The following is a 24,627-nucleotide window of genomic DNA, read 5'->3' as shown; positions in this document are numbered from 1 at the left end:
ACACTTTACACCTTATAATTTAGACTTTATACCTACTTTCTCTCCTAATAAAAGCCTCAAACGGTTAAAAACTGTTTGAGGCTTTTATATATCCATACAAAAGTGTATTTTTGTTATTCCTACATAAAGAATAAGCTTATGACTAAATATTCGTACTTCCTGTTGCTTTGCTGTTCCCTGCTTTTGGGCGGTTGCCAAAGCGTAGAGCAACTGTCCATCGACTATATGCTGCCGGCGGAAGTTAGCTTTCCATCCAGTCTCAGACGTGTAGCCGTAGTGAATAATATGCCGCCTATTCCGGACAATCAACTGATAGTAGAAGAAACGGGCGAAAAGAAAAAAGACCAGACGGAAGTGGCACGCAAGACAGGGTATTTCAACGGGAATGCCCAAATAGCTACGGAATCGCTGGCCGAGGCACTTGCACATGAGAATTACTTCGACGAAGTTGTCATTTGTGACTCCGCCCTGCGTGCCAATGATATGATTCCACGCGAGAGCACCCTCAGCAAGGACGAAGTAGAAGAACTTACCGAAAATCTGGCAGTGGACTTCCTCATAGCCTTGGAAAACGTACAAATACGTTCCTTACGTAAAATTGAGTTTTTTCCGGACTGGAGAATGTACGTAGGAACCTTAGACGTCAAAGTATATCCTACCGTAAAAGTATATCTGCCCCAGCGAACCGGCCCGATGGTAACCGTCAGTGCTAACGACAGCATATTCTGGGACCATACGAGTTCCAATATGACTTCAGCAAGTTCAGGACTTATCACTGATGAGAATATGCTGAAAGAAGCATCCGAATTTGCCGGAGTAATTCCTGTCAAGCATCTGTTGCCTTACTGGACAACAGCTAACCGTTATCTGTTCACAGGAGGTTCCGTAAATATGCGCGATGCCGCTGTCTTCGTGCGTGAAAACAACTGGGAACAGGCCATCGAACTCTGGAAACAGACTTATGAAAAGAAGAAAAAAGGGAAACAGAAAATGTATGCAGCCTACAACGTAGCATTAGGATATGAAATGCAAGATAGCATCTATAAGGCGGAAGAATGGGCATTGAAAGCACAAAAAGTAGCTTTCGAAATAGACAAAATAGAAGAGAAGAAAAATCAGTCCACCGTAGATTTCAGCGATGTCCCCAATTACCTGGCTGTGACCCGTTATTTAAACGCATTGCAGGAACGAAAAGAAGGAATGACCCGTCTAAACGCCCAAATGCAACGATTTAAGAATGATTTTTAGCCAAATGATGCAGGGGTTATTATTTTTTTTATACCTTTGAACATCCATTAAGAAAGAATATCTATTATGAAACTGAGCCAAGCATCATTATCGCTCCTCGAAACGACTATCAGACAATCAGTCAGCAAGTACACCTGCGGCTGTGAGCAAACCATTGTGACCGACATTCATCTGCAAGCAAATCAGAATTCCGGTGAGTTGACCATATTCGATGATGAAGATGAAGAACTGGCAAACATAGCTATTGAGGAATGGATGACTTATGACGGAGATGACTTCTATGAAAATGTAGAACGTACACTCTCCAACTTGCTCAATAATATGAAGAATGGCGGTGACTTTGACAGATTGACCATCTTGAAACCTTACTCATTCGTATTGGTGGATGATGAAAAAGAAACAGTTGCCGAATTGCTGTTAATGGACGACGATACGTTGCTCGTTAACGAGGAATTGTTGAAAGGCCTGGATGAAGAATTGGACGCTTTCTTGAAAGACTTATTAGAGAAATAATACGATTTAAATAACACTGCCGGAAATCTACTCCCGGCATAAAATAAATTAGCCCTTGCAATAAATGATTATTGCAAGGGCTAATTATTTTATACTTAGACTTAATCCGGGATATTCCCGGATTAAGAAATTTATTTCTTCAACGCAGCAATACTTTCCTTCAAAGATTTGATAATGCTTTCCGCATCAGCCTGTTTCTTACGTTCCATTTCAAGAACGGCAGCCGGAGCATTGTTCACAAACTTCTCGTTACTCAGCTTCTTCATTACGCCTTGCAGGAAACCTTCCTTATGCTTCAGTTCAGCTTCCATACGGGAGATTTCAGCTTCCACGTCAATCATGTTACCCAAAGGCACAGCATACTCTGTCGTACCTACCATGAAGGAAGCGGCACCGTCCGTTTTGGCATCTACCACATCCAACGCCGAAAGATTACACATCTTTGTGATGACCGCATTGAATGCAGCAACCGGATTCTCACCAACCACCTGCAACTCCAATGCTTCCTTCTGAGCAATATTCTTCTGCAAACGGATGGAACGAACACTACTGATAACTTCTTTCACCGTCTCAAATTGCTGAACCATATCACTATCCACATTATTATCCATGGACAACGGACACACCATAATACTTTCACCCGGCTTGCGCTCATACATCTGTTGCCAGAGTTCTTCGGTAATGAACGGCATGAACGGATGAAGCAGACGAAGCAGATTTTCAAAGAAGCTTATCGTTGCACTATGAACCGTACTGTTAATCCCTTGCCCGTAAGCAGGTTTTATCATTTCAAGATACCAGGAAGAGAACTCATCCCAGAACAGTTTATAAACAGCCATAAGCGCCTCGCTCAGACGATACTTGCTGAACAAATCGACTACTTCAGCAGCAACCTCGCTCTGCTTAGACTCAAACCATGCCATTGCCAGTTTTGCAGCTTCCGGAACAGGCTGGCTATTATCAATCGTCCAACCGCTCACCAGACGGAAAGCATTCCATATCTTATTGCAGAAGTTACGTCCCTGTTCACAAAGCGCATCATCAAACAATATATCATTTCCGGCAGGGGCCGCCAACATCATACCCATACGCACGCCATCAGCACCATACCTCTCAATCAGTTCCAGCGGATCGGGAGAGTTACCGAGTGACTTGGACATTTTACGCCCCAACTTATCACGAACGATACCCGTAAAATATACATTCTTAAACGGCATCTTTCCTTCATACTCATACCCTGCCATAATCATGCGGGCTACCCAGAAGAAAATGATATCGGGTCCGGTCACCAGGTCACTTGTCGGATAGTAGTAATTAATTTCCTCATTGCCCGGATTGTTAATACCATCAAACAGAGAGATAGGCCACAACCATGAAGAGAACCAAGTATCCAGACAATCTTCATCCTGGCGGAGTTCCGCCATTGTGAGAGCCGGATTGCCTGTCTTTTCTTTAGCCAACTCCAAAGCTTCTTCCGGCGTAGCAGCTACTACATAGCCCCCTTCCGGAAGGAAGTATGCCGGAATGCGATGTCCCCACCACAACTGACGGCTGATACACCAGTCTTTGATGTTCTCCATCCAGTGCCGGTATGTATTTTTATATTTAGCAGGATAAAACTTCAGCTCATCGTTCATTACCGGCGGCAGTGCCATATCTGCAAAATGCTGCATTTTCAGGAACCACTGCATAGAGAGTTTCGGCTCGATAACTACATTGGTACGTTCTGAATAACCTACCTTATTCGTATAAGCTTCTACCTTATCCAACAGACCGGCAGTCTCAAGGTCTTTCTCAATTTGCTTACGCACATCAAAACGATCCATACCGATATAAAGGCCGGCGGCTTCGCTCAACGTACCGTTATCATTGAAGATATCAATGCTCGGCAGATTATACTTCTCACCCAGCATATAGTCATTCACATCATGGGCAGGAGTAACTTTCAAACAGCCGGTACCGAACTCAATATCTACATAATCATCCTCAATCACCGGAATAACGCGGTTCACCAAAGGTACAATCACTTTCTTACCTTTCAGCCATTCGTTCTTCGGGTCGTTCGGATTGATACACATGGCGGTATCTCCCATGATTGTCTCAGGACGGGTGGTAGCCACTACAGCATAGCGTCCTTCCGGATCGCCTTCTACTTTATAGCGCAGGTAATACAACTTGCCATGCTCTTCTTTATAGATAACTTCTTCATCGGAGAGAGCCGTCAAAGCTTTCGGGTCCCAGTTCACCATACGTACTCCACGGTAAATCAGCCCCTTATTGTAGAGGTCTACAAATACTTTGAGCACACTTTCACTACGTTTCTCATCCATAGTGAAGGCAGTGCGGTCCCAGTCGCACGAAGCACCCAGTTTACGGAGCTGCTTCAAGATGATACCTCCATGTTCATCCGTCCAGTCCCAGGCATGTTTCAAGAACTCATCACGGGTAAGGTCAGTCTTCTTGATGCCTTGCGCGGCAAGTTTGTTCACCACCTTAGCCTCGGTAGCGATAGATGCGTGGTCGGTTCCCGGTACCCAGCAGGCATTCTTACCTTCCATGCGGGCACGGCGTACCAGAATATCTTGAATGGTATTATTAAGCATGTGTCCCATGTGCAACACACCGGTGACGTTAGGAGGTGGGATGACGATGGTATAAGGTTCACGACCATCGGGTTTTGAACTGAATAATTTGTGGTCCAACCAATATTGATACCACTTTCCCTCTACATCAGCAGGGTTGTACTTACTTGCTAATTCCATATCTTTTAAATCTGTGTATAATTAGTGTATCGCGAATAACGGGCACAAAATTACTAAATTAAATTCAAATCTTACCACCCTCCGGCGCTTTCTGTGCCGAGAACGATAATTTATAGCCTTCATAAAGGATTATTTATACAAATATTGCGTCATTTTCCTACGTGACATTTAATAAATGTATATTTTTGCCTTTCAAATATGATTTGAAATGAAACATAAGCAAAGGATACGTTACATAGCACTGTGTGTGCTATTGTTAATTATTTGGGCTACGCAACTTATTCCGGCTATGGGAAAAGTATATGCCGACAATGCATATCCGGTCATTGCATATTGCTTATCCTCTTTCTCACGTTTAATCCCCTTTGCTATCGGAGATTTATTCATAGCTCTCAGCATTGCAGGCGTACTTCTCTACCCTGTCTATGCCCGCTGTTTTCAAAAGAAAAAATGGAAGCGTATTCTTCTGAATGACATCGAATACCTGTTGTGGATATATGCTTGGTTCTATCTTGCCTGGGGATTAAACTATTCCCAGCCCAATTTTTACCAACGCACACATATTCCCTACACCGCATACACCCCGGAGAACTTTCAAGAGTTTGTTGATGATTACGTTGAAAAACTGAATGCCTCTTATGCAGACGTGACTTCCATCAACAAAGATCTTATCCGTCGGGAAACCGTTCGTGGATATAATCAGATCAGTGACACATTGGGTGTGCACCGCCCTTTCCATAAATCTCCCCGGGTAAAGACAATGCTCTTCACCCCGCTGATATCCATGGTCGGAGTTACCGGAAGCATGGGGCCTTTCTTCTGTGAATTCACTTTGAACGGCGATTTGCTTCCTTCGCAATACCCTGCCACATACACTCATGAACTGGCACACCTGTTAGGCATCTCCAGTGAAGCGGAAGCTAACTTTTACGCTTACCAGGTATGTACCCGTTCGCAAGCACGAGGCATTCGCTTCTGCGGATATTTCTCCGTATTAGGCCATGTACTTGTCAACGCCCGCCGGTTGATGAACGAAGAGGAATACAAAGGACTTTTCAATAAGATACGCCCCGAAATCATAGAGCTATCCCAAAAGAACCATACATACTGGATGGAGAAATACAGCCCCTTCATCGGAGACATACAAGACTGGATATATGACCTGTATCTGAAAGGAAACAAAATACAAAGCGGTCGTAAAAACTACTCCGAAGTAGTGGGGCTGCTCATTTCCTATGAAGCATGGAAAGCCTCCTCCCCCAATTAATAACTTTAGATTTTATATTTAATAATTTATATTCAATCCTCATGTCACATACAAGAAAAGAACAGATGGAAGCTTTCGGACGCTTCCTCGACATACTCGACGAACTTCGCGAGAAATGTCCCTGGGACCGCAAACAGACTAACGAAAGCCTGCGCCCCAATACCATCGAAGAAACCTATGAACTCTGTGATGCCCTGATGCGGGATGACAAAAATGACATCTGCAAAGAATTGGGCGATGTATTGCTCCACGTAGCTTTCTATGCTAAAATAGGTTCGGAGAAAGGTGATTTCGACATGAAAGACGTGTGCGACCACCTTTGCGAGAAGCTGATTTTCCGCCATCCCCACGTATTCGGCGATGTAAAGGCTGACACCGCCGGACAAGTTTCCGAAAACTGGGAACAACTGAAACTGAAAGAAAAAGATGGAAACAAGAGTGTGCTGAGTGGCGTTCCTTCCGCTCTACCCTCGCTCATCAAAGCCTACCGCATCCAGGATAAAGCCCGCAATGTAGGTTTCGACTGGGAAGAGCGCGAACAAGTATGGGACAAGGTAAAAGAGGAAATTCGAGAATTCCAGGAAGAAGTAGCCAATATGGATAAGGATAAGGCAGAAGCTGAGTTCGGAGATGTATTATTCAGCCTCATCAATGCCGCCCGCCTCTACAAAATTAATCCGGATAATGCACTGGAGCGTACCAATCAGAAGTTTATCAGCCGTTTCAACTATCTGGAAGCACATACCATCAAAGAGGGCAAAAACCTGAAAGAAATGACTTTAGAAGAGATGGATGCAATCTGGAATGAAGCTAAAAAGCAAGAGAGATAAGAAGAAAAAGCAATTGAGAACAAATACAAGGGGACAAGTGGCTGCGCTATCATGCCGCATGGCCCCTGTCCCCTTGTATTCTCATCAACCAGTCAAAAGTTTCCCGTCAACTGATGTATTCTATTTTTTCTTCCCTTGCGGCTTCTGAGGTTCTCCACCTTTCTTATTGTGCATACCTCTCAGCAACTCGCGGTTAAAACGCATTTCAGCGCGCTGCACCAGATATATCTTTTTACTTGGAAGAATCTTTTTGAACTTCTCAAAATAAGTTTTCTCCAGACGGTTGGTAGCAATACGGGCATCGTATACTCCTTCTAAAATCTCATTATATTGCGCCTCGGTAGTCTTTTCATCCTTCCCTTTGCGAAGTAAATTCCACGCCTCATCATTCAACTGCTTCTTCCGATCCTGCAATTCAAAATAAACAGGAAAGAATTTGGCGGCTTCTTCCTTCGTCAGTCCCGCTTTTTCCGTGATATACGCTTTCTGTTTAGCACGGAATTCATCCGGAGACAAATGCTGGTTACATCCGTCCATCGCCCACAGTAAGGACGTAAAACTGCACATTACGATAAATAAAACAATCAGTTTCTTCATTTTCTTCTCAATACAATTAGGTTGTTCGCACTCACATCACTCTACACTGGCATCTGTGAGATAGACATACAACGAATAATCATCCAGCATGGAATTATCCAGCACAGAACTGATATATTCATCTGAAACGACTTCCGTTGTCTCCGTATCGTCCATCGCAATCTGGTCAGTGGCAGATGTACGGTCAGCAGAAGCCACGCGGATAATCAATGCTGCACCGACAAACATGGCAGTCATATATAACCACGGCTTAATCCTCTCCCACTTCGTAGGTTCTTTCTTAATAAATGCAGGGGTCTCCTTTTCCGGAAGCCGGCTCATCACCTCTGAAGTAAGATTTTCAAAGTATCCGTCAGGAACACGGAAAACATTTTCTTTCCCTACCTTCTTCAAGATGTTATCTTCTTCTTTCATAAGCTTTTTTCCTTTCTGTTAGGTTAGACTACGTTTCTTGGCAAAGGTTTAAACCTCTCCCTCTAAAAACTTCTCGATTTTCTTAACGGCATGATGGTATGAGGCTTTCAAGGCACCGACAGATGTACCGAAGATGTCGGACATATCCTCGTATTTCATTTCCTGATAGTACTTTAGATTGAATACCATACGCTGCTTTTCCGGTAAAGTCAGTAACGCCTTTTGCAAGGACATTTGCGCTTGGTCGCCCGAAAAGTACGGGTCACTTTCCAGCTTCTGAAGCACAGAAGCATCTTCATCATCAATAGAAACAGTGGTTACAGCACGCTGTTTATTCAGAAAAGTCAAACATTCATTCAAGGCAATGCGGTAGAGCCACGTAGAGAGCTTCGCATCCCCGCGAAAATAATCTATATTCGTCCACGCCTTAATGAAAGTATTCTGAAGCAGATCATTGGCATCTTCATGTGAAAGCACCATACGACGGATCTGCCAGTATAATTGTTCGCTATACTGCGCAACAATCAACTCAAATCCTCGCTTTTGTGTACTTTCCTCTTGTAGAAGTCCCAGCACTTCGCGTTCATTATAGGAAGGATTCATAAGTATCTATTCCGTTTTGTTTATTTGATTACCACTTTCCGCACGACATTTCCAATCTTAAAGATGTAATAACCTTTAGGCAAATTCACCTGAACCGTGGCATCCGTAGAGTCAATGCGTATCGTGGTAAGTTTCACGCCTACAATATTGTAGACTTCCATTTGGGATCCGGGTTCAGCGTTTCGCACGCACACCTGGTTATCCGCCGAAACAGTCAGTATGATTGTAGAAGACGGCTGCTCTTTTTGCGCCGTTTCCTGCTTCCGACCGTCCTGCGCCCATGCTACGGACTGCGACGAAAAAGTCAACAAAAAGAAAATACAATAGAGTAACTTTCTCATCTATAAGCCTATGTTTTCAGATTATTCCGTACAAATATACGGCATTCAATCCGATAAAACAAAAATTATCATTTATATATTCAGGCACAACGTCTCTTTCGCCAGCACTGTTTCCGGAAAAACCGTTGAAGCCTCTTCGAGCAAAACATTCTCATCTTCATAACGGGCAGAGAAATGTCCGATAACCAGTTTCTTCACTCCTGCCGCTTTAGCTATCTCTCCCGCCTGAATGGCTGTGGTATGAAAAGTTTCCCGAGCCCGGGGCAAATCCGCATTGGCAAAGGTCGCTTCATGAAACAGCAAGTCCACGCCTCTGATCTGTTCTACTATCTCCGGCATATAGATGGTATCCGAACAATAAGCATAGCTTCGCGGCAAGTCCGACGGACGGGTCAAGACTGAATTAGGAATCGTTTTGCCTTCGGAAGTCACATAGTCCGCCCCGTTCTTTATCTTATTCAGTTCATACACCGGAACTTCATAAAAGTCAATCATCTCACGGATTATATGATTAGGACGCTGCTTTTCTGCAAACAGAAAACCACAACAGGGCATACGGTGACGCAACGGGATAGTAGTAACCGTCAGTGAACGATCCTCATAGATCACTCCGGGGGCTTTCGTCTCAAATTCATGAAAGAGCACCTTATACGTCATCTGACGGCAGAAAAAATCCAGCATCGGAGCCAGCAAAGCTTCCAGCCCCTTCGGAGAATGGATATGTAATTCCGCAGTACGCCCCAGCAGATTCAGGGTGGAAATCAATCCCCACAACCCAAAACAATGATCGCCATGCAAATGGGAAATAAAGATGTGGTTCAGACGTGAAAATTTCAATCTGGACTTACGAAACTGCAATTGCGATCCTTCACCGCAATCTATCATATAAAGTTTGTCACGTACATTCACTACTTGTGAAGAGGCGAAGTGGCGGGTGGTGGGCAGTGCGGAACCGCAGCCGAGTATATGTAGTTCAAATTTCTCCATAACGTTGCAAAGATACAGAATTTCACCACAGAGGACACAGAGAACACAGAGTTTTTTCTTCCTGATAAAGATACTCCGTGACCTCCGTGTCCTCTGTGGTGAAAAAAAGAAAGGCGCCTGTATTCACAAGCGCCTTACCTTATTTATATATAGAAGTGATTACTTCTTTCCGGCTTCCATTTGCTCTTTCAAAGCAGCCAAAGCATCGATGTCGCCCAAAGTAGTAGAAGCGGCCTGGTTCTGGATAGACGGAGCGTCTTCTCTCTTGCTGCCAGTTGCTTTCTTGTTTGAAGCTTTCTTTTCAGCTCTTTCTTCTGCCTTTGCTGCATCTTCGAAGATACGGCTGTGAGAAAGGATGATACGTTTAGCATCTTTGTTGAACTCGATAACCTTGAATGACAGTTTCTCGTCCATCTGAGCCTGAGAACCATCTTCCTTAACGAGGTGTTTCGGAGTAGCAAAACCTTCTACACCATAAGGCAGAGCAACAACAGCACCCTTATCCAGCATTTCGATGATAGTACCTTCGTGTACAGAACCTACAGTGAATACTGTCTCGAATACATCCCAAGGATTTTCTTCGAGTTGCTTGTGGCCGAGGCTCAAGCGACGGTTTTCTTTGTCGATTTCCAATACCTGAACTTCGATATCTGCACCGATCTGAGTGAATTCAGACGGATGTTTAACTTTCTTAGTCCAAGACAAGTCAGAGATGTGGATCAAGCCGTCAACGCCTTCTTCGATTTCAACGAATACACCGAAGTTAGTGAAGTTACGAACTTTAGCAGTGTGCTTAGAACCTACAGGATACTTCTCTTCGATAGTTTCCCACGGATCTTGTTTTAGCTGTTTGATACCCAAAGACATCTTACGTTCTTCGCGGTCCAGAGTCAGAACTACTGCTTCCACTTCGTCACCTACCTTCATGAAATCTTGTGCAGAACGCAAGTGCTGTGACCAAGACATTTCAGATACGTGGATCAAACCTTCAACGCCCGGAGCGATTTCGATGAATGCACCGTAGTCAGCCATAACGACTACTTTACCCTTCACCTTGTCACCTACTTTCAGTTCAGCGTTAAGAGCATCCCAAGGATGCGGAGTGAGTTGTTTCAGACCGAGAGCGATACGCTTCTTCTCATCGTCGAAATCAAGGATAACAACGTTGAGCTTCTGGTCGAGTTCAACCACTTCCTTCGGATCACTAACGCGGCCCCAAGACAGGTCGGTGATGTGAATCAAACCGTCTACGCCACCCAGGTCGATGAATACACCATAAGATGTGATATTCTTAACGGTACCCTCAAGAACTTGTCCTTTTTCGAGCTTACCGATAATTTCTTTCTTCTGTTGTTCCAGTTCAGCTTCGATAAGAGCCTTGTGAGAAACAACCACGTTCTTGAATTCCTGGTTGATCTTAACAACCTTGAATTCCATAGTTTTGCCAACGAATACATCGTAGTCGCGGATAGGTTTCACGTCGATCTGAGAACCCGGCAAGAAAGCTTCGATACCGAATACGTCTACGATCATACCACCCTTTGTGCGGCACTTGATGTAACCCTTGATAATTTCTTCGTTTTCCAAAGCAGCGTTCACACGATCCCAAGAGCGAGTAGCGCGAGCTTTACGGTGAGACAGAACCAACTGTCCTTTTTTGTCTTCCTGGTTTTCGATGTATACTTCTACAGTATCACCAATCTTCAAGTCAGGATTGTAGCGGAATTCATTCAAAGGAATGATACCGTCTGATTTGTAACCGATGTTCACAACAACTTCCCGTTTGTTCATCGCGATTACAGTTCCGTCAACTACCTCACGGTCGTTAACCTTGTTAAGCGTACTGTCGTAAGCTTTTTCCAACTCTTCGTGGCTGGCACCACCGAAGGTTTCGCCGTTTTCATAAGCATCCCAGTTGAAGTCTTCAACAGGAGCTACATTTTTTAAGTTTTCCATTAAATAAAATAAGTTGTTTAAAAATTAATTGAGTGAGACATTATATTAGCTCATAAATTCGGGCGCAAAGATAGTAGTATTTTCTTGAAGAGCAAAAAGTTCCATCTGTTATTTCTCGGTATTTTTACATCCGGCTCGTATAAAAGTAGTGGGAACTTAGGCCGAGTGTTTTGTATAGAGAACGAAAATAAGGCAAAAACGTTCTGTATATATTGAGAAGAGAGACTTTGTGAATAAAAAAACGGATTCTTGTCAAGAGCAGATTTACATATTATTAACTCCTTCCGGCGGTTTGCGATAGTCAATCGCATCACTGGTATGCTTCTGAAACAGATGGTCTGTTTACTTTAAACAGATGGTGCGTTTACCACAAACAAACGGTCTAAATCCCACACGTTAATGAAGTAAATGCCACACGTCAATCCCCCAAATGCCACATGTTTCACCTGCTGAGCTATGGCATTTTACTTATTGAGTTGTGGCATTCGGGAAGCTAAGATGTGGCATTTCAAATGATATGAAAAGGGAGGATACAAATAGAGGAGAAGCAATGCCCCTCCTCTTATGCTAATTTAAAGTTGAATCTGAGTTTAAGATTACGAATACAAATATACGACATTGAAAAGCCGAAGTCAAGTATTCAAGCACTTTTCTTGAAAGAAAGCATAAATTTTAGCTCGTTCTATTAGTTTTCTACGGAGATTTCAGGTATCTTTGTCCAAACGATTGGATAAAAAGCAATCTTTTTCATCCAAAGCATTGGATGAAAAAGAGTTATTCCTATCCAATAGATTAAACAATATGGATAAGCAAATCTTAAAATCAGTCATGCTGGACAATCAGAAAGAGGTCCAGCGGTATGAAGTCTTCAAAAGAGACTTCCATTTTGATGACTTTGGGAATTATGTCCTCGTAGGCATAAGATGCGCCGGAAAATCGTTCTTAATTTACCAACGCATCCAGCAGTTACTTACCGAAGGCATTGGATGGGACAATATGTTGTATATCAATTTTGAAGACGAGCGTTTAGATGGATTACGAGTACCCGAACTCAATCTTATTATTGAAGCGCATCTTGAAATGTATGGTAAAAGGCCGATTCTCTTCCTCGACGAAATACAAAATATAGAAGGTTGGGAAAAATTCGCCCGTCGCTTGGCGGATGAAAAATATAAGGTATACATCACCGGAAGCAATGCCAAAATGCTTAGCAGTGACATACAGACAACATTGGGAGGCAGATACATCACAATCAATGTTTATCCATACAGTTTCCGGGAATTTCTGGAAGTCCACCACACGGTATATGACGAACTATCTCTATTGAGTACAGAATCCAGAGCTGCCGTGATGAACCGGTTTATTGACTATTTTCATAATGGCGGTTTCCCCGAAGGCGCACTTCTTGCAGCAAAAAGGAATTACCTCACCAGTGTATACCAAAAAATATATTTAGGAGATATTGCAGCCAGAAATGGAATATCAAACACTTTCGGCCTGAAGATAATGATAAAAAAGCTGGCTGAAAGTGTAAAACAACCGATATCTTTCAACCGTATAGCTAATATAGTATCCACTACCGGTAGCAAGCTCAGTACAACTTCTACCATAAAATATGTTGAATACACAGAATCAGCTTGGCTACTTCAACGCATCAACAATATTGCAGCCAAACTGGCAGAGAAAGAGAGTAACAGCAAATATTATTTCACCGATAATGGAATACTCAATTTATTCCTGATAGACGGAAACACTTCATTACTCGAAAACTTAGTAGCAATCAGTCTGATTCGTCAATTCGGAAGGGAAGACTCCGTATTCTTCTATAATAAAGGAGTAGAAGTAGATTTCTATATTCCCGAAGAGCAATGGGCTATACAAGTATCATACAGCATAAAAGACCCGGAAACTAAAGAACGTGAAACTGATGCATTAATAAAACTATTCAAAGTATTACCTTGTAAACGACTCCTCATTATTACTTTTGATGAAGAAGGTATATTGCAAACCAACAGTGATATAGAAATAGAAGTTATTCCGATATGGAAGTGGTTGCTGAAAGAGACACAATAAGGGTAGCATTTCCCAATGCATACATATAACAGGAAAGGAGGGATAATCCCCTCCTTCCACATCACTTAATCAGATAACCTATTTCTTTTCCTCCTGAAAGTAAATATCATTTTATAGCCACCTTCTTTCCTTCCAGAAAATAGAACCCGCTTGACAAACCAGTAATCGTATTGTTCCCTTCATGTATCTCCACCACTTGAACAGTACGTCCTGTTACGTCATAAATAGAAATACTCCGGTCGCGGTCGCTGTCTATGTAAAGTACATTATCAACAGTGTAGACTTTCAGAGATTCTTCTTCTTTTTTCATGATTTCTTCCAAACCGGTAATTTCACCACCTTCGCCGCCGATGCTATACATCAAAGGAGCGCGGGCGGCAGGTTCTTTGCTGGCAACATAAGCTTCGAAGGGTTCTACAACACGATAGTTCTTCACAAACGCACCACCTATAGGGATGCCATTATATTCTGAAGTATTCAAGGCATATACATTTTCCCCCTTGTCGACCGTTTCAAATGTAGGAATAAGTTTATAAGTATCCGTCTCTCCAAAAGAAAGCACCTCACAAGCAGGAATAGTAGTAGTAATCCCACCAGCAACAAACGTGCAATAGTACTGTTTGTCATACGTGTTTTTCTTTATTTCTTCCGTCTATCCTCTATCAACGGGATTATTATATAAAGAAAGCGTGAGGACTGTTATTGTCTATCATCTCTTCAAGGCTCTGGAAAATGCCTTTACCACAGATAGACAACAGCCCTCACGCCTATATTATAGAACATAGACATGAAGAAACTGTTGCTATTACCCCGTGGTATACGAATTTTCCAGATTCTGAAGAGGGGGATAATAACTTTTCGCTTCTTGCGTTTTTTCTTAAAATACAAAGTCACATTTGCCGTTTATCGCTATAACAGACCTGACTTCATCTGCAAATGTAGAATAATTTTCTTTATCAGAAAGAACTTTCTAAAAATAAAGAACACTTCAAGTTTGATTTCCTCCCAAGTGAAGAATATTTATCACGGAAATCAGTGACAAGATTATTATTTTCGTAATCAAGCATTCTTCCTGATATACGCCAGCGCCGCCCCTATCGCCGTCCTATACTCCGCGTACTGTGGAATATGGAAACGAACCCCGTATATCTTTTCCATATTCGGAAAGACTTCATGGCATTGCGGGAATTTGGTCAGGTTACCAATCAATACAAAATCTTTAATAGGGCTATTGAAAGCAGACAGCACCGCCGCGCCACCTATCGTTTGCAGCACCATATAAATAATCCCTTTTGCAATATCTTCTTGCGAAGCATTACTATCCGCTTTTCCAAACAAAGAAGCGGTGGCATGCACCGGAAGGTCGGGCAAAGGACGATTACAAATATCCCCGATCTGCAAATTCACACGGGTAACATCACCCTTCTCGGCAATCGCCGCAATCTGTCTGAAATCATGCATCTTCAACAGCAAGCGGGAAAGTCCCTGCAACGTGCCTCCACCTATTGCCATTCCGCCGATGTGTTCTATCTTCTCCCCATTGATTCTCACGAAAGAAGTACCCGTCCCCATGCTGACAACAATCAGCTGGTCAATATCCGTGGCATGACGTGCCCCCAATCCGTTCGCAATAAACTCATCGACCTTATCAGTAGGCAAACCGTACAACGGACTGTCAACAAATGCACTGCCCACTCCCGTCAGCATCACCTGCTCTATATCCGAAAGCTGAATACCGTTATCATAAATATACTTACCGAAAGCTCCGAACAAAGAAGTCACCGGATCAGTCGCAGTGATAAACATCGGCGACTGTATCTGTTCTCCGTTTATTCCTACAATCTTTGTAGTGCTTCCGCCAACGTCTATTCCTATTACAATTCCCATAGTTTCAATATTATATCCGACTGCAAAGGTACAAATTGTTTCATTGCAGATGCATATTCAGACATTTTTTGTTGTATGCGCAAACAGGAACAATACATTTTGGTCAGGAACTCTTCCGCTCCCCATCAAGTCCACAATTTCTTCGCTCCTATACGGTGATAAAAACAGTGGAGCAGGTATGAGGAAGGTAAGGAGCAGATATGGACCGGGTATGGAGAAGACTGTTTTGTTCTGTTTTTCGGATACGGTAAGACATACGATACCCATCAATCAGCAAAAAATAAAGACTCATCATTAAAAGCTCTTTTTTATCCTCAGACATACGTTTCGGAAAATTTCTCCGTTAATAGAATAAGTTATGAAGCATTTTTGGTTACTGACAGCTATCTTACTGGCGTCCTCCGTACCTGCCTTTGCCCAAACCAGCGTAAAGATAGGCGGAACAATTACAGACGACAACGGAAACCCGATTGAATTGGCGACAATACGATTGGAGGGAACGGCTATTGGCACAGTCAGCAACCTGAAAGGACGGTATTCACTGAAGTTTGAAAGCCGGGACAGCGTAACGGTCATCTTCTCTATGCTGGGCTACCAGACCCGGAAACGAAAATTGGTAAGTCCGAAAGGAAATATTAGCCTGAACATCACCCTGCCCCCAATAAACTTCGAACTGGGCGAAGTAAGCGTAACAGAACGGCGGCGGCAAACAGGAACCATCCAGCAAATAGAAACCAAACAGAACCGCCTGGCACCGGATGCCTCGGGTGGAAGCATAGAATCCGTGATTGCCACCCAAGCCGGGGTAAGCAGTAACAACGAACTCAGTTCGCAATATAACGTGCGCGGTGGCAGTTTCGACGAAAACATGGTATATGTGAATGGTATCGAAATATACCGTCCGCTGCTCATCCGTTCCGGACAGCAAGAAGGATTGAGCTTTATCAACCCCGACATGGTGCAGTCCGTCGGTTTCTCCACCGGAGGATATGAGGCAAAATATGGCGATAAAATGTCATCCGTACTGGACATCACCTACAAGAAGCCCGAACGCCTGGAAGGCAGCGCTTCCGTCAGCCTGCTGGGAGCCTCAGCCTATGTAGGCATTGCCAGCAAAAAGCTGACATGGACGAATGGCATCCGTTACAAAACCAATCAATATCTGCTCGGAACGCTGGACACGAAAGGAGAATATGACCCGTGCTACATCGACTATCAGACCTATCTGAACTGGACACCCTCCAAACGTTGGGAAGCAGGCATCATCGGCAATATCTCGGAGAACCGCTATAACTTTCAGCCCGAAGACCGCTATACCCGCTTCGGAACACTAAGTAATGTACGGGAATTCAAGGTGTTTTTTGAAGGACAGGAAAAAGACTTATTCCGAACCCTGTTCGGCACCGCTTATGCCACCTATCGTCTGAATGAGCAGAATAGTATCACCCTGCAAGCCTCCGCTTTCCACACCAAAGAACAGGAAACGTACGACATTACCGGACAATATTGGTTGAACGCCCTGGATGGAGGAACCCAGACAGACGGAAGTACCGGCGAAGATGAAACTTCCGAAACCATCGGTGTGGGCACTTATATGGAGCATGCCCGCAACTACCTCACCGCAGAGGTACAAAGTTACTCACTCACCGGGCACCATCGGCTGAAAAGTCACTCCCTGCAATGGGGCGCAGAATTCAAGCGTGAACATATCAAAGACCGGATGCGCGAATGGGAAATGCGTGACTCCGCCGGATATTCCATCCCCCAGACACCCGAAGGACCCGAACTTTTCTACACCCTCCGTTCCCGCAACGAGACGGACAGTAAAAGGTACAGTTTCTATCTGCAGGACACTTACCGTTTCCGTTCCACCGCCGGACTTTTCACCCTGACGGCCGGCGTACGCGGCAGTTACTGGGACTGGAACAAGGAGTTCATTTTCAGCCCCCGCGCCTCCCTGGCACTCATCCCGTCATTCAACGAGAACTTCACCCTGAGAGTAGCGGCAGGTGTTTATTATCAGGCGCCATTCTATAAAGAGTTCCGCGACACCACACAAGTAGGCGCAATAACCACCGTGTCGCTGAACCGCGATATCCGCTCGCAACGCTCCCTGCACTTTGTGGCAGGCGGAGACTATAACTTCCGTGCCATGAACCGCCCGTTCCGTTTCTCATTGGAAGTATATTATAAAGCATTGAGCAATCTCATTCCCTATAATATAGATAACGTGCGTATCAGCTATTACGGCCGTAATCTTTCCAAAGGTTACGCCACCGGCATCGACATGAAACTGTTCGGTGAATTCGTTCCCGGAACAGACTCCTGGCTGACCTTCTCTCTGATGAAGACCGAAGAGAAAATAAACGGACAATGGCTCCCCCGCCCCACCGACCAGCGCTACCGTCTTTCACTCTATTTTACGGACTATTTTCCGGGCAGCCGCAAGTGGAAAATGAACCTGAAAGGTACACTTGCCGGAGGTCTTCCCTTCGGTCCTCCGCATAGCGGACGCGAGGCCGCCGTGTTCCGCACGTCACCCTACCGACGTGTGGATATAGGCATGTCACGCTGCCTCATCGACCGCAGCGAACGGGAAAATCCGCGCGGCATCCGCAGCCTTTGGCTGGGGGTGGATATTTTCAATTTGCTAAATATCAGCAACGTCAACTCCTATTATTGGGTGACAGATACCCGGAATAACCAGTTTGCAGTCCCCAATTACCTGACATCCCGTCAGATCAACGTCCGCTTGCTGCTTGACTTCTGAGCAGAAGTCTAAAAAAAACTTTCTAAACTTCAAATATCCAATAATTAATTGACGAAAAATTTCTTTATTAAGGAAGAAATCTCTTTCTTTGTGCTGTTTTATGCCTTTAATTAAGACATTATACCAACATTAATAAATATAGTTATGAAGATTTCACACATTGAGCATCTGGGCATTGCCGTAAAGAGCATTGAAGAAGCCCTGCCGTATTACGAGAACGTATTGGGTCTGAAATGCTACAACATCGAAACTGTAGAAGACCAGAAAGTTAAAACCGCTTTTCTGAAAGTTGGTGACACTAAAATCGAACTTCTCGAACCGACTTCTCCCGAAAGTACTATCGCCAAATTCATTGAGAACAAAGGTGCAGGCGTTCATCACGTAGCATTTGCTATCGAAGACGGTGTGGCAAACGCATTGGCTGAAGTAGAAGCCGCAGGTGTTCGCTTGATTGACAAAGCTCCCCGTAAAGGTGCAGAAGGTCTGCATATCGCTTTCCTGCATCCGAAATCAACTTTGGGTGTATTGACAGAGCTTTGCGAAAAGCCGGAATAATTCATTTAAATAGCAAATAGTATTAACCCATTATATTTAATAAAATGAGTAATCAACTTGAAAAGATTAAAGAGCTTATAGACCGCCGTACAGCTGCACGCATGGGTGGTGGTGAAAAAGCGATTGCCAAACAGCATGAGAAAGGTAAATATACAGCTCGTGAGCGCATAGCCATGTTGCTCGACGAAGGTAGTTTCGAGGAAATGGACATGTTCGTTGAGCACAGATGTACAAACTTCGGTATGGAAAAGAAACACTACCCCGGTGATGGCGTAGTGACCGGTTGCGGTACTATCGAAGGTCGTTTGGTTTATATCTTTGCACAGGACTTTACGGTTTCCGCAGGTTCACTGTCTGAAACGATGTCTCTGAAAATCTGTAAGATTATGGACCAGGCCATGAAGATGGGTGCTCCTTGTATCGGCATCAACGACTCGGGTGGCGCACGTATTCAGGAAGGTATCAATGCTTTGGCAGGTTATGCTGAAATCTTCCAGCGCAATATCCTGGCATCAGGTGTTATCCCGCAGATTTCGGGTATCTTCGGTCCTTGTGCCGGTGGTGCTGTTTACTCTCCTGCACTGACTGACTTCACGTTGATGATGGAAGGTACTTCTTATATGTTCCTTACCGGTCCGAAGGTGGTTAAGACTGTAACGGGTGAAGACGTAACTCAGGAAAATCTGGGTGGCGCAAGTGTTCACTCTACTAAATCAGGTGTAACTCACTTCACTGCCAAGACTGAAGAAGAAGGTTTGGCTTTGCTGCGTAAACTGTTGAGCTACATTCCTCAGAACAACCTGGAGGAAGCTCCTTACGTAGATTGCACCGATCCTATCGACCGCCTGGAAGATTCTCTGAACGAAATCATTCCCGACAGCCCGAACAAACCGTACGACATGTACGAAGTAATTGCTGCTATCGTTGACAATGGTGAGTTCCTCGAAGTTCAGAAAGATTACTCAAAGAATATCATTATCGGTTTCGCACGTTTCAACGGACAGTCCGTAGGTATCGTTGCCAACCAGCCGAAGTATCTGGCAGGTGTGCTCGACAGCAACGCATCCCGTAAGGGTGGCCGTTTCGTTCGTTTCTGCGATGCTTTCAACATTCCTATCGTTTCATTGGTAGACGTTCCGGGATTCCTTCCGGGAACAGGCCAGGAATACAACGGCGTAATCCTGCACGGTGCCAAGTTGCTGTATGCTTACGGTGAAGCTACTGTGCCTAAGGTGACAGTTACGCTGCGTAAGTCTTATGGCGGTTCGCACATCGTGATGAGCTGTAAGCAACTCCGCGGTGACATGAACTATGCATGGCCTACGGCTGAAATAGCTGTAATGGGTGGTGCCGGTGCGGTTGAGGTATTGTATGCCCGCGAAGCCAAGGAACAGGAAAATCCTGCTCAATTCCTGGCAGAAAAAGAAGCTGAATATACCAAGCTGTTTGCTAATCCTTACAATGCAGCTAAGTATGGTTACATCGATGATGTGATTGAACCGCGTAACACACGTTTCCGCATTATCCGTGCCTTGCAACAGTTACAGACTAAGAAATTGACTAACCCGGCTAAGAAGCATGGTAATATTCCTTTGTAAAACCCAGTAGACAAGGTCACAAGAAACAAGATACAAGGCTGCCTTGTCAACTTGTAACCTTGTTCCCTTGTCAACTCAAAAAATCAAGTTATATGAATAAAACAAAAATCGGAATATTCTTTACCTTGCTGCTGGTGTTAGGTGTATGCTCTTCCTGCGGAGAGAAAAGATCGAACAATAAGCTGCTGCTGAATGAAGTACTGATTACCAACGAAGGTAATTATCAGGACGACTACGGTTTGCACAGCGCATGGATTGAAATATTCAATAGATCGTATGGTAGTGCCGACCTCGCAGCATGCTTATTAAGGGCAAGCAGCCAACCCGGTGACACTTCCACTTACTTCATCCCCAAAGGTGATGTTTTGACTTTGATAAAACCACGTCAGCACTCATTATTCTGGGCAGACGGAGAACCAAGACGTGGTACATTCCATACCAATTTCACACTGGACCCAGAAAAAGAGAATTGGATCGGCTTATTTGATTCTGGCCGTAACTTGATCGATCAAGTTACTATTCCTGCCGGAGTATTGAAGACCAATCAATCTTACGGACGTGTTAGCGACGCTGCTTCTCAGTGGGAAGTTAAAGACGGTAGTGCAGAGAAATACGTAACTCCGAGTACCAACAACAAAACCATCGACAGCAATGCCAAGATGGAGAAATTCGAAGAGCATGACAGCAATGGTATCGGTATGTCTATTTCTGCCATGAGTGTAGTATTTTGCGGTTTGATCCTGCTTTTCATTGCTTTCAAGGTTGTTGGCAAAGCATCTGTAAGCCTCAGCAAGCGTAATGCAATGAAGGCTAAAGGTATTACTGACAAGCAGGAAGCCAAAGAAAAGAAACTGGGCGAAGCTCCGGGAGAGATATTTGCTGCTATTGCCATGGCCATGCACGAGATGCAAAGCGATGTACACGATGTGGAAGACACCGTTCTTACTATCACCCGTGTAAAACGCAGCTATTCACCATGGAGTTCGAAGATTTACACATTGCGTGAAACTCCTCTGAAAAAGTAACCACCTATAAATTGATAAAACGATGAAAGAATATAAATATAAAATCAACGGTAATACATATAAAGTTACCATTGGAGATATCGACGAAAATATCGCTCATGTAGAAGTGAACGGTACCCCCTACAAGGTAGAAATGGAAAAGGCACCTAAAGTGGTTGTTAAACCGGTAACACGTCCTACCACTCCGGCTCCTGCTCCGACCCCAGTAGTGAAACCGGCTGCTCCTTCTACTGGCAAATCAGGTGTAAAATCTCCGCTTCCCGGTGTTATCCTCGACATTAAAGTCAATGTAGGTGATACAGTGAAGAAAGGACAAACGATTATTATCCTTGAGGCTATGAAGATGGAGAACAATATCAATGCCGACAAAGACGGTAAAATCACTGCGATCAACGTAAGTAAAGGAGATTCCGTTCTCGAAGGTAATGACCTTGTAATTATTGAATAATATGGGAGAATTTATCACATTTTTAGGAAACAACCTTGCCGACTTCTGGACGTACACGGGTTTTGCCAATGCAACGGTGGGACACGTCGTAATGATCCTGGTGGGTTTGTTCTTCATATACTTGGCAGTAGCCAAGGAATTTGAGCCGATGCTGCTGATTCCTATCGGTTTCGGTATGCTGATCGGTAATATTCCTTTCAATATGGAAGCCGGACTGAAAGTCGGTATCTATGAGGAAGGTTCTGTACTCAACATCCTGTATCAGGGAGTAACCTCCGGATGGTACCCGCCGCTCATTTTCCTGGGCATTGGTGCTATGACGGACTTCTCATCCCTGATATCCAATCCTAAGTTGTTATTGATTGGTGCGGCTGCCCAGTTCGGTATTTTTGGTGCTTATATGATCGCTTTGGAAATCGGTTTCGACCCCATGCAAGCCGGTGCAATCGGTATCATCGGTGGCGCCGACGGTCCGACGGCCATCTTCCTTTCATCCAAACTGGCTCCTAACTTGATGGGTGCGATTGCGGTATCAGCCTACTCTTATATGGCGCTGGTACCTGTCATACAGCCGCCTATCATGCGCCTGCTGACTAACAAGCACGAACGCTTGATCCGCATGAAACCGCCGCGCGTAGTTTCCCACACGGAGAAAGTGATTTTCCCGATTATCGGCTTGTTGCTGACTTGTTTCCTCGTTCCGTCCGGCCTGCCTCTGTTGGGTATGCTGTTCTTCGGTAACCTGTTGAAAGAAAGTGGCGTAACCCGCCGTTTGGCAGAAACTGCCCGTGGTCCGCTGATTGATACGATTACTATCTTATTAGGTTTGACGGTAGGTGCCTCTACTCAGGCTTCCGAGTTCCTGACACTTGACTCTATCAAGATCTTCGGTCTGGGTGCATTGTCATTCGTGATTGCTACCGCTTCAGGTGTCATCTTCGTGAAGATATTCAACCTCTTCCTGAAGAAAGATAATAAGATCAATCCGTTGATTGGTAACGCAGGTGTATCTGCTGTACCCGACTCGGCACGTATCTCTCAGGTTGTAGGTCTGGAATATGATCCGACCAACTACCTGCTGATGCACGCTATGGGGCCGAACGTTGCAGGTGTAATCGGTTCAGCAGTAGCTGCCGGTATCTTGCTGGGATTCTTAATGTAAAAGATATGTATGTACTTTGAACCGTATCTTTACGATTCATTTTACTCAAACAATTGTAGCGCTCTTTCGGAAGAAGGGGCGCTATTTTTATTAGTTAATCTATCTAAAAGTCACTACGAATATTTCGTAAAGTAAATCTTTTTAGTAACTTGCGCTCGGTTAAGCAATACTTAAAAGATAAAAAGACTATGCGAAAACTCTTCATTCTACTCTTTCTCAGTGCCTCTTCATTGCTGATGGCACAGAATACTAATCCGATTCAGGAGGCAATGGCAAACTATGACTACGAAACAGCTTTGCAACTTATGGAACAAGAGACACCGACCGTGCCTCTTCTCTATCAGAAAGGAAGAGCTCTGAAAGGACTGGGCTACAATGATAAAGCTTTGCTTGTATTCCAGGAAATCATAGAGCAAGACTCCCTCACCCCCCGGGCATACATTGAAGCCGCCGAATGCTGCAAGTCCATCGCTAAACAAAGGGAAGCACTGGATTACTACCAGAGTGCTCTCAATCTTAATCCGGACAATAAATATGTACGAATACAATACATCAGCCTGCTGCTGAATATGAAAAGAAACCGTGATGCCCTGAAGGAAAGCAATTTGCTGGCCGAACAGGACAGTTCTGCTTTTGTACTGCACCTGAGAGCGGAAAGCATGTCACGCGTCTGTGACAACTCTGAGGTACACCTTGTCATAGAAGCCTATCAGGACATACAGGAGAGGTATCCCAAAGACTACATGGCACCCGCCATACTGGGAAACATATACATAGCTGCCCGCCAGTTTGATGAGGCTATAGGAACTACGGAGAGATACCGTTGCTTAGACAGCACCAACATTCTCGTAAACCGAGTCAACGCACAGGCTTATTGTATGAACAAATATTATCCGGAAGCTATAGAGCGATATAATTATCTCCTGCAAAACGGTGACAGCACATTCCTTACTTGCCTGTATGCTGGAATCAGTCACTACGCTACTGAAGACTTTTACAAAGCAAGAGATTTATTGAAAAAGGCAGTGAAGGAGGACGGTTCGAATGTAAATGCGCATTATTACCTGGGACGTGCCTGCTCCAAAACCCCGTGGACAAAGGAGGGGGTATCGCATCTGGAAACCGCAATCAATCTTACAATACCCAGTGACAGCACTATAGTCCCCCTTTATACTGGCCTGGCCGACTGCTACAAAATGGCAAACATGTATAAAGAGCAAGCCAATATCTTATTAGAACAATATGAAAGGTATGATAAGAATAAGCATAAACTGCTATATGATGCCGCTTACGTTTACTATTACAGTCTGAAAAACATCCCCAAAGCCGAGCAATGCCTGAAAGCCTACCTGAGAACCCGACCGAAGAATAACGATAAACTACAAGAAGTGGACGCAGACGGCGTACCCATCATCGGAGAGAACAACAGATATAATGCTGCCGAAGCCTGGTTGAAAGATATTCAGGAAAGAAAGAAAGTCGATAATTTCTTTCAAGGGAAAGGGGAAGAAACAAATAAATGACAACTTAGCGGCTTTGCCGCTAAATTCTTATTTACAGAAAACGTTTGCATAACATAATAAGGTATATA

The 24,627-nt window shown here is 44.2% G+C and carries 21 protein-coding genes; 12 read left to right on the top strand and 9 right to left on the bottom strand.

The window, feature by feature from the left end; genetic code table 11:
* Positions 1–138 precede the first annotated feature (138 nt).
* Together BUC01_RS19275 and BUC01_RS19270 are read left to right on the top strand one after the other, a co-directional pair.
* Positions 139–1,248: a DUF6340 family protein gene (locus BUC01_RS19275; RefSeq protein WP_025832520.1), complete on the top strand. Its 1,110-nt coding sequence runs from the start codon at positions 139–141 to the stop codon at positions 1,246–1,248.
* A gap of 66 nt (positions 1,249–1,314) precedes the next feature.
* Positions 1,315–1,761, top strand: coding sequence for a hypothetical protein (locus tag BUC01_RS19270; RefSeq protein ID WP_025832519.1), 447 nt, complete (start codon positions 1,315–1,317; stop codon positions 1,759–1,761).
* 131 nt (positions 1,762–1,892) lie between these two features.
* Here the strand turns inward: BUC01_RS19270 and BUC01_RS19265 are convergent, their stop codons facing one another.
* Positions 1,893–4,523, bottom strand: a complete 2,631-nt coding sequence (locus BUC01_RS19265) for a valine--tRNA ligase (RefSeq protein ID WP_073314550.1) — start codon at positions 4,521–4,523, stop codon at positions 1,893–1,895.
* Positions 4,524–4,731: 208 nt separating this feature from the next.
* On the opposite strand from BUC01_RS19265, the gene BUC01_RS19260 reads away from it, so the two are divergent.
* Both BUC01_RS19260 and mazG read left to right on the top strand, forming a co-directional pair.
* Positions 4,732–5,790: a DUF3810 domain-containing protein gene (locus BUC01_RS19260; protein ID WP_025832518.1), complete on the top strand. Its 1,059-nt coding sequence runs from the start codon at positions 4,732–4,734 to the stop codon at positions 5,788–5,790.
* 41 nt (positions 5,791–5,831) lie between these two features.
* Positions 5,832–6,620, top strand: a complete 789-nt coding sequence (gene mazG, locus BUC01_RS19255) for a nucleoside triphosphate pyrophosphohydrolase (protein ID WP_025832516.1) — start codon at positions 5,832–5,834, stop codon at positions 6,618–6,620.
* A gap of 120 nt (positions 6,621–6,740) precedes the next feature.
* On the opposite strand, the gene BUC01_RS19250 is transcribed toward mazG, so the two are convergent.
* From BUC01_RS19250 to rpsA, 6 genes are all read right to left on the bottom strand, one after another.
* The gene (locus BUC01_RS19250; protein WP_025832514.1) at positions 6,741–7,217 is read right to left on the bottom strand and encodes a hypothetical protein; all 477 of its coding nucleotides are present in this window, start codon (positions 7,215–7,217) and stop codon (positions 6,741–6,743) included.
* A 36-nt stretch (positions 7,218–7,253) separates the two neighbouring features.
* Entirely contained in the window at positions 7,254–7,631 is a 378-nt protein-coding gene (locus BUC01_RS19245; RefSeq protein WP_025832512.1) for a hypothetical protein, read from the bottom strand.
* A 48-nt stretch (positions 7,632–7,679) separates the two neighbouring features.
* Entirely contained in the window at positions 7,680–8,234 is a 555-nt protein-coding gene (locus BUC01_RS19240) for an RNA polymerase sigma factor (RefSeq protein ID WP_025832510.1), read from the bottom strand.
* Positions 8,235–8,254: 20 nt separating this feature from the next.
* Complete coding sequence (locus BUC01_RS19235) at positions 8,255–8,575, bottom strand: T9SS type A sorting domain-containing protein (protein WP_025832508.1); 321 nt, start codon at positions 8,573–8,575, stop codon at positions 8,255–8,257.
* A gap of 72 nt (positions 8,576–8,647) precedes the next feature.
* Positions 8,648–9,562, bottom strand: a complete 915-nt coding sequence (locus BUC01_RS19230; protein WP_025832507.1) for a ribonuclease Z — start codon at positions 9,560–9,562, stop codon at positions 8,648–8,650.
* 159 nt (positions 9,563–9,721) lie between these two features.
* The gene (rpsA, locus tag BUC01_RS19225; RefSeq protein WP_044264685.1) at positions 9,722–11,518 is read right to left on the bottom strand and encodes a 30S ribosomal protein S1; all 1,797 of its coding nucleotides are present in this window, start codon (positions 11,516–11,518) and stop codon (positions 9,722–9,724) included.
* Positions 11,519–12,319: 801 nt separating this feature from the next.
* Between rpsA and BUC01_RS19220 the strand changes: the two genes are divergently transcribed.
* Positions 12,320–13,591, top strand: a complete 1,272-nt coding sequence (locus tag BUC01_RS19220) for an ATP-binding protein (protein ID WP_025832505.1) — start codon at positions 12,320–12,322, stop codon at positions 13,589–13,591.
* A gap of 106 nt (positions 13,592–13,697) precedes the next feature.
* On the opposite strand, the gene BUC01_RS19215 is transcribed toward BUC01_RS19220, so the two are convergent.
* Entirely contained in the window at positions 13,698–14,072 is a 375-nt protein-coding gene (locus BUC01_RS19215) for a T9SS type A sorting domain-containing protein (RefSeq protein ID WP_139261893.1), read from the bottom strand.
* A gap of 578 nt (positions 14,073–14,650) precedes the next feature.
* The gene (gene coaW, locus BUC01_RS19210) at positions 14,651–15,478 is read right to left on the bottom strand and encodes a type II pantothenate kinase (protein WP_025832501.1); all 828 of its coding nucleotides are present in this window, start codon (positions 15,476–15,478) and stop codon (positions 14,651–14,653) included.
* Between the two features lie 358 nt (positions 15,479–15,836).
* Here coaW and BUC01_RS19205 point away from each other — a divergent pair, with 358 nt between their 5' ends.
* The 7 genes from BUC01_RS19205 (at position 15,837) to BUC01_RS19175 (ending at position 24,559) form a co-directional block, all read left to right on the top strand.
* Positions 15,837–18,248 carry a TonB-dependent receptor gene (locus tag BUC01_RS19205; RefSeq protein WP_025832499.1) on the top strand — a complete coding sequence of 804 codons (2,412 nt, stop codon included), beginning with the start codon at positions 15,837–15,839 and terminating at the stop codon, positions 18,246–18,248.
* Between the two features lie 144 nt (positions 18,249–18,392).
* Positions 18,393–18,803 (top strand): methylmalonyl-CoA epimerase, encoded by a 411-nt coding sequence (gene mce / locus BUC01_RS19200; RefSeq protein ID WP_025832497.1) that lies wholly within the window; start codon positions 18,393–18,395, stop codon positions 18,801–18,803.
* Positions 18,804–18,847: 44 nt separating this feature from the next.
* Complete coding sequence (locus BUC01_RS19195; RefSeq protein WP_025832495.1) at positions 18,848–20,401, top strand: acyl-CoA carboxylase subunit beta; 1,554 nt, start codon at positions 18,848–18,850, stop codon at positions 20,399–20,401.
* Positions 20,402–20,493: 92 nt separating this feature from the next.
* The gene (locus BUC01_RS19190; RefSeq protein ID WP_073314548.1) at positions 20,494–21,426 is read left to right on the top strand and encodes an OadG family transporter subunit; all 933 of its coding nucleotides are present in this window, start codon (positions 20,494–20,496) and stop codon (positions 21,424–21,426) included.
* Positions 21,427–21,448: 22 nt separating this feature from the next.
* Positions 21,449–21,874: a biotin/lipoyl-containing protein gene (locus BUC01_RS19185; RefSeq protein ID WP_044534374.1), complete on the top strand. Its 426-nt coding sequence runs from the start codon at positions 21,449–21,451 to the stop codon at positions 21,872–21,874.
* Position 21,875: 1 nt separating this feature from the next.
* On the top strand, positions 21,876–23,036 hold the full coding sequence (locus BUC01_RS19180) for a sodium ion-translocating decarboxylase subunit beta (protein WP_025832493.1): 1,161 nt from the start codon (positions 21,876–21,878) through the stop codon (positions 23,034–23,036).
* A 188-nt stretch (positions 23,037–23,224) separates the two neighbouring features.
* Complete coding sequence (locus BUC01_RS19175; protein WP_025832491.1) at positions 23,225–24,559, top strand: tetratricopeptide repeat protein; 1,335 nt, start codon at positions 23,225–23,227, stop codon at positions 24,557–24,559.
* The last annotated feature ends 68 nt before the right edge of the window (positions 24,560–24,627 follow it).

The organism is Bacteroides stercorirosoris, assembly GCF_900142015.1.
Lineage (GTDB): Bacteria > Bacteroidota > Bacteroidia > Bacteroidales > Bacteroidaceae > Bacteroides > Bacteroides stercorirosoris.
Note: the sequence above shows the minus strand (reverse complement) of the source record. Positions and strands in the feature narration are given on the sequence as shown.

Excerpts from the sequence above, each read along its gene's own strand:
- BUC01_RS19275 (WP_025832520.1), top strand. The coding sequence starts at position 139 with ATGACTAAATATTCGTACTTCCTGTTGCTTTGCTGTTCCCTGCTTTTG.
- BUC01_RS19270 (WP_025832519.1), top strand. The coding sequence starts at position 1,315 with ATGAAACTGAGCCAAGCATCATTATCGCTCCTCGAAACGACTATCAGA.
- BUC01_RS19265 (WP_073314550.1), bottom strand. The coding sequence starts at position 4,523 with ATGGAATTAGCAAGTAAGTACAACCCTGCTGATGTAGAGGGAAAGTGG.
- BUC01_RS19260 (WP_025832518.1), top strand. The coding sequence starts at position 4,732 with ATGAAACATAAGCAAAGGATACGTTACATAGCACTGTGTGTGCTATTG.
- mazG (WP_025832516.1), top strand. The coding sequence starts at position 5,832 with ATGTCACATACAAGAAAAGAACAGATGGAAGCTTTCGGACGCTTCCTC.
- BUC01_RS19250 (WP_025832514.1), bottom strand. The coding sequence starts at position 7,217 with ATGAAGAAACTGATTGTTTTATTTATCGTAATGTGCAGTTTTACGTCC.
- BUC01_RS19245 (WP_025832512.1), bottom strand. The coding sequence starts at position 7,631 with ATGAAAGAAGAAGATAACATCTTGAAGAAGGTAGGGAAAGAAAATGTT.
- BUC01_RS19240 (WP_025832510.1), bottom strand. The coding sequence starts at position 8,234 with ATGAATCCTTCCTATAATGAACGCGAAGTGCTGGGACTTCTACAAGAG.
- BUC01_RS19235 (WP_025832508.1), bottom strand. The coding sequence starts at position 8,575 with ATGAGAAAGTTACTCTATTGTATTTTCTTTTTGTTGACTTTTTCGTCG.
- BUC01_RS19230 (WP_025832507.1), bottom strand. The coding sequence starts at position 9,562 with ATGGAGAAATTTGAACTACATATACTCGGCTGCGGTTCCGCACTGCCC.
- rpsA (WP_044264685.1), bottom strand. The coding sequence starts at position 11,518 with ATGGAAAACTTAAAAAATGTAGCTCCTGTTGAAGACTTCAACTGGGAT.
- BUC01_RS19220 (WP_025832505.1), top strand. The coding sequence starts at position 12,320 with ATGGATAAGCAAATCTTAAAATCAGTCATGCTGGACAATCAGAAAGAG.
- coaW (WP_025832501.1), bottom strand. The coding sequence starts at position 15,478 with ATGGGAATTGTAATAGGAATAGACGTTGGCGGAAGCACTACAAAGATT.
- BUC01_RS19205 (WP_025832499.1), top strand. The coding sequence starts at position 15,837 with ATGAAGCATTTTTGGTTACTGACAGCTATCTTACTGGCGTCCTCCGTA.
- mce (WP_025832497.1), top strand. The coding sequence starts at position 18,393 with ATGAAGATTTCACACATTGAGCATCTGGGCATTGCCGTAAAGAGCATT.
- BUC01_RS19195 (WP_025832495.1), top strand. The coding sequence starts at position 18,848 with ATGAGTAATCAACTTGAAAAGATTAAAGAGCTTATAGACCGCCGTACA.
- BUC01_RS19190 (WP_073314548.1), top strand. The coding sequence starts at position 20,494 with ATGAATAAAACAAAAATCGGAATATTCTTTACCTTGCTGCTGGTGTTA.
- BUC01_RS19185 (WP_044534374.1), top strand. The coding sequence starts at position 21,449 with ATGAAAGAATATAAATATAAAATCAACGGTAATACATATAAAGTTACC.
- BUC01_RS19180 (WP_025832493.1), top strand. The coding sequence starts at position 21,876 with ATGGGAGAATTTATCACATTTTTAGGAAACAACCTTGCCGACTTCTGG.
- BUC01_RS19175 (WP_025832491.1), top strand. The coding sequence starts at position 23,225 with ATGCGAAAACTCTTCATTCTACTCTTTCTCAGTGCCTCTTCATTGCTG.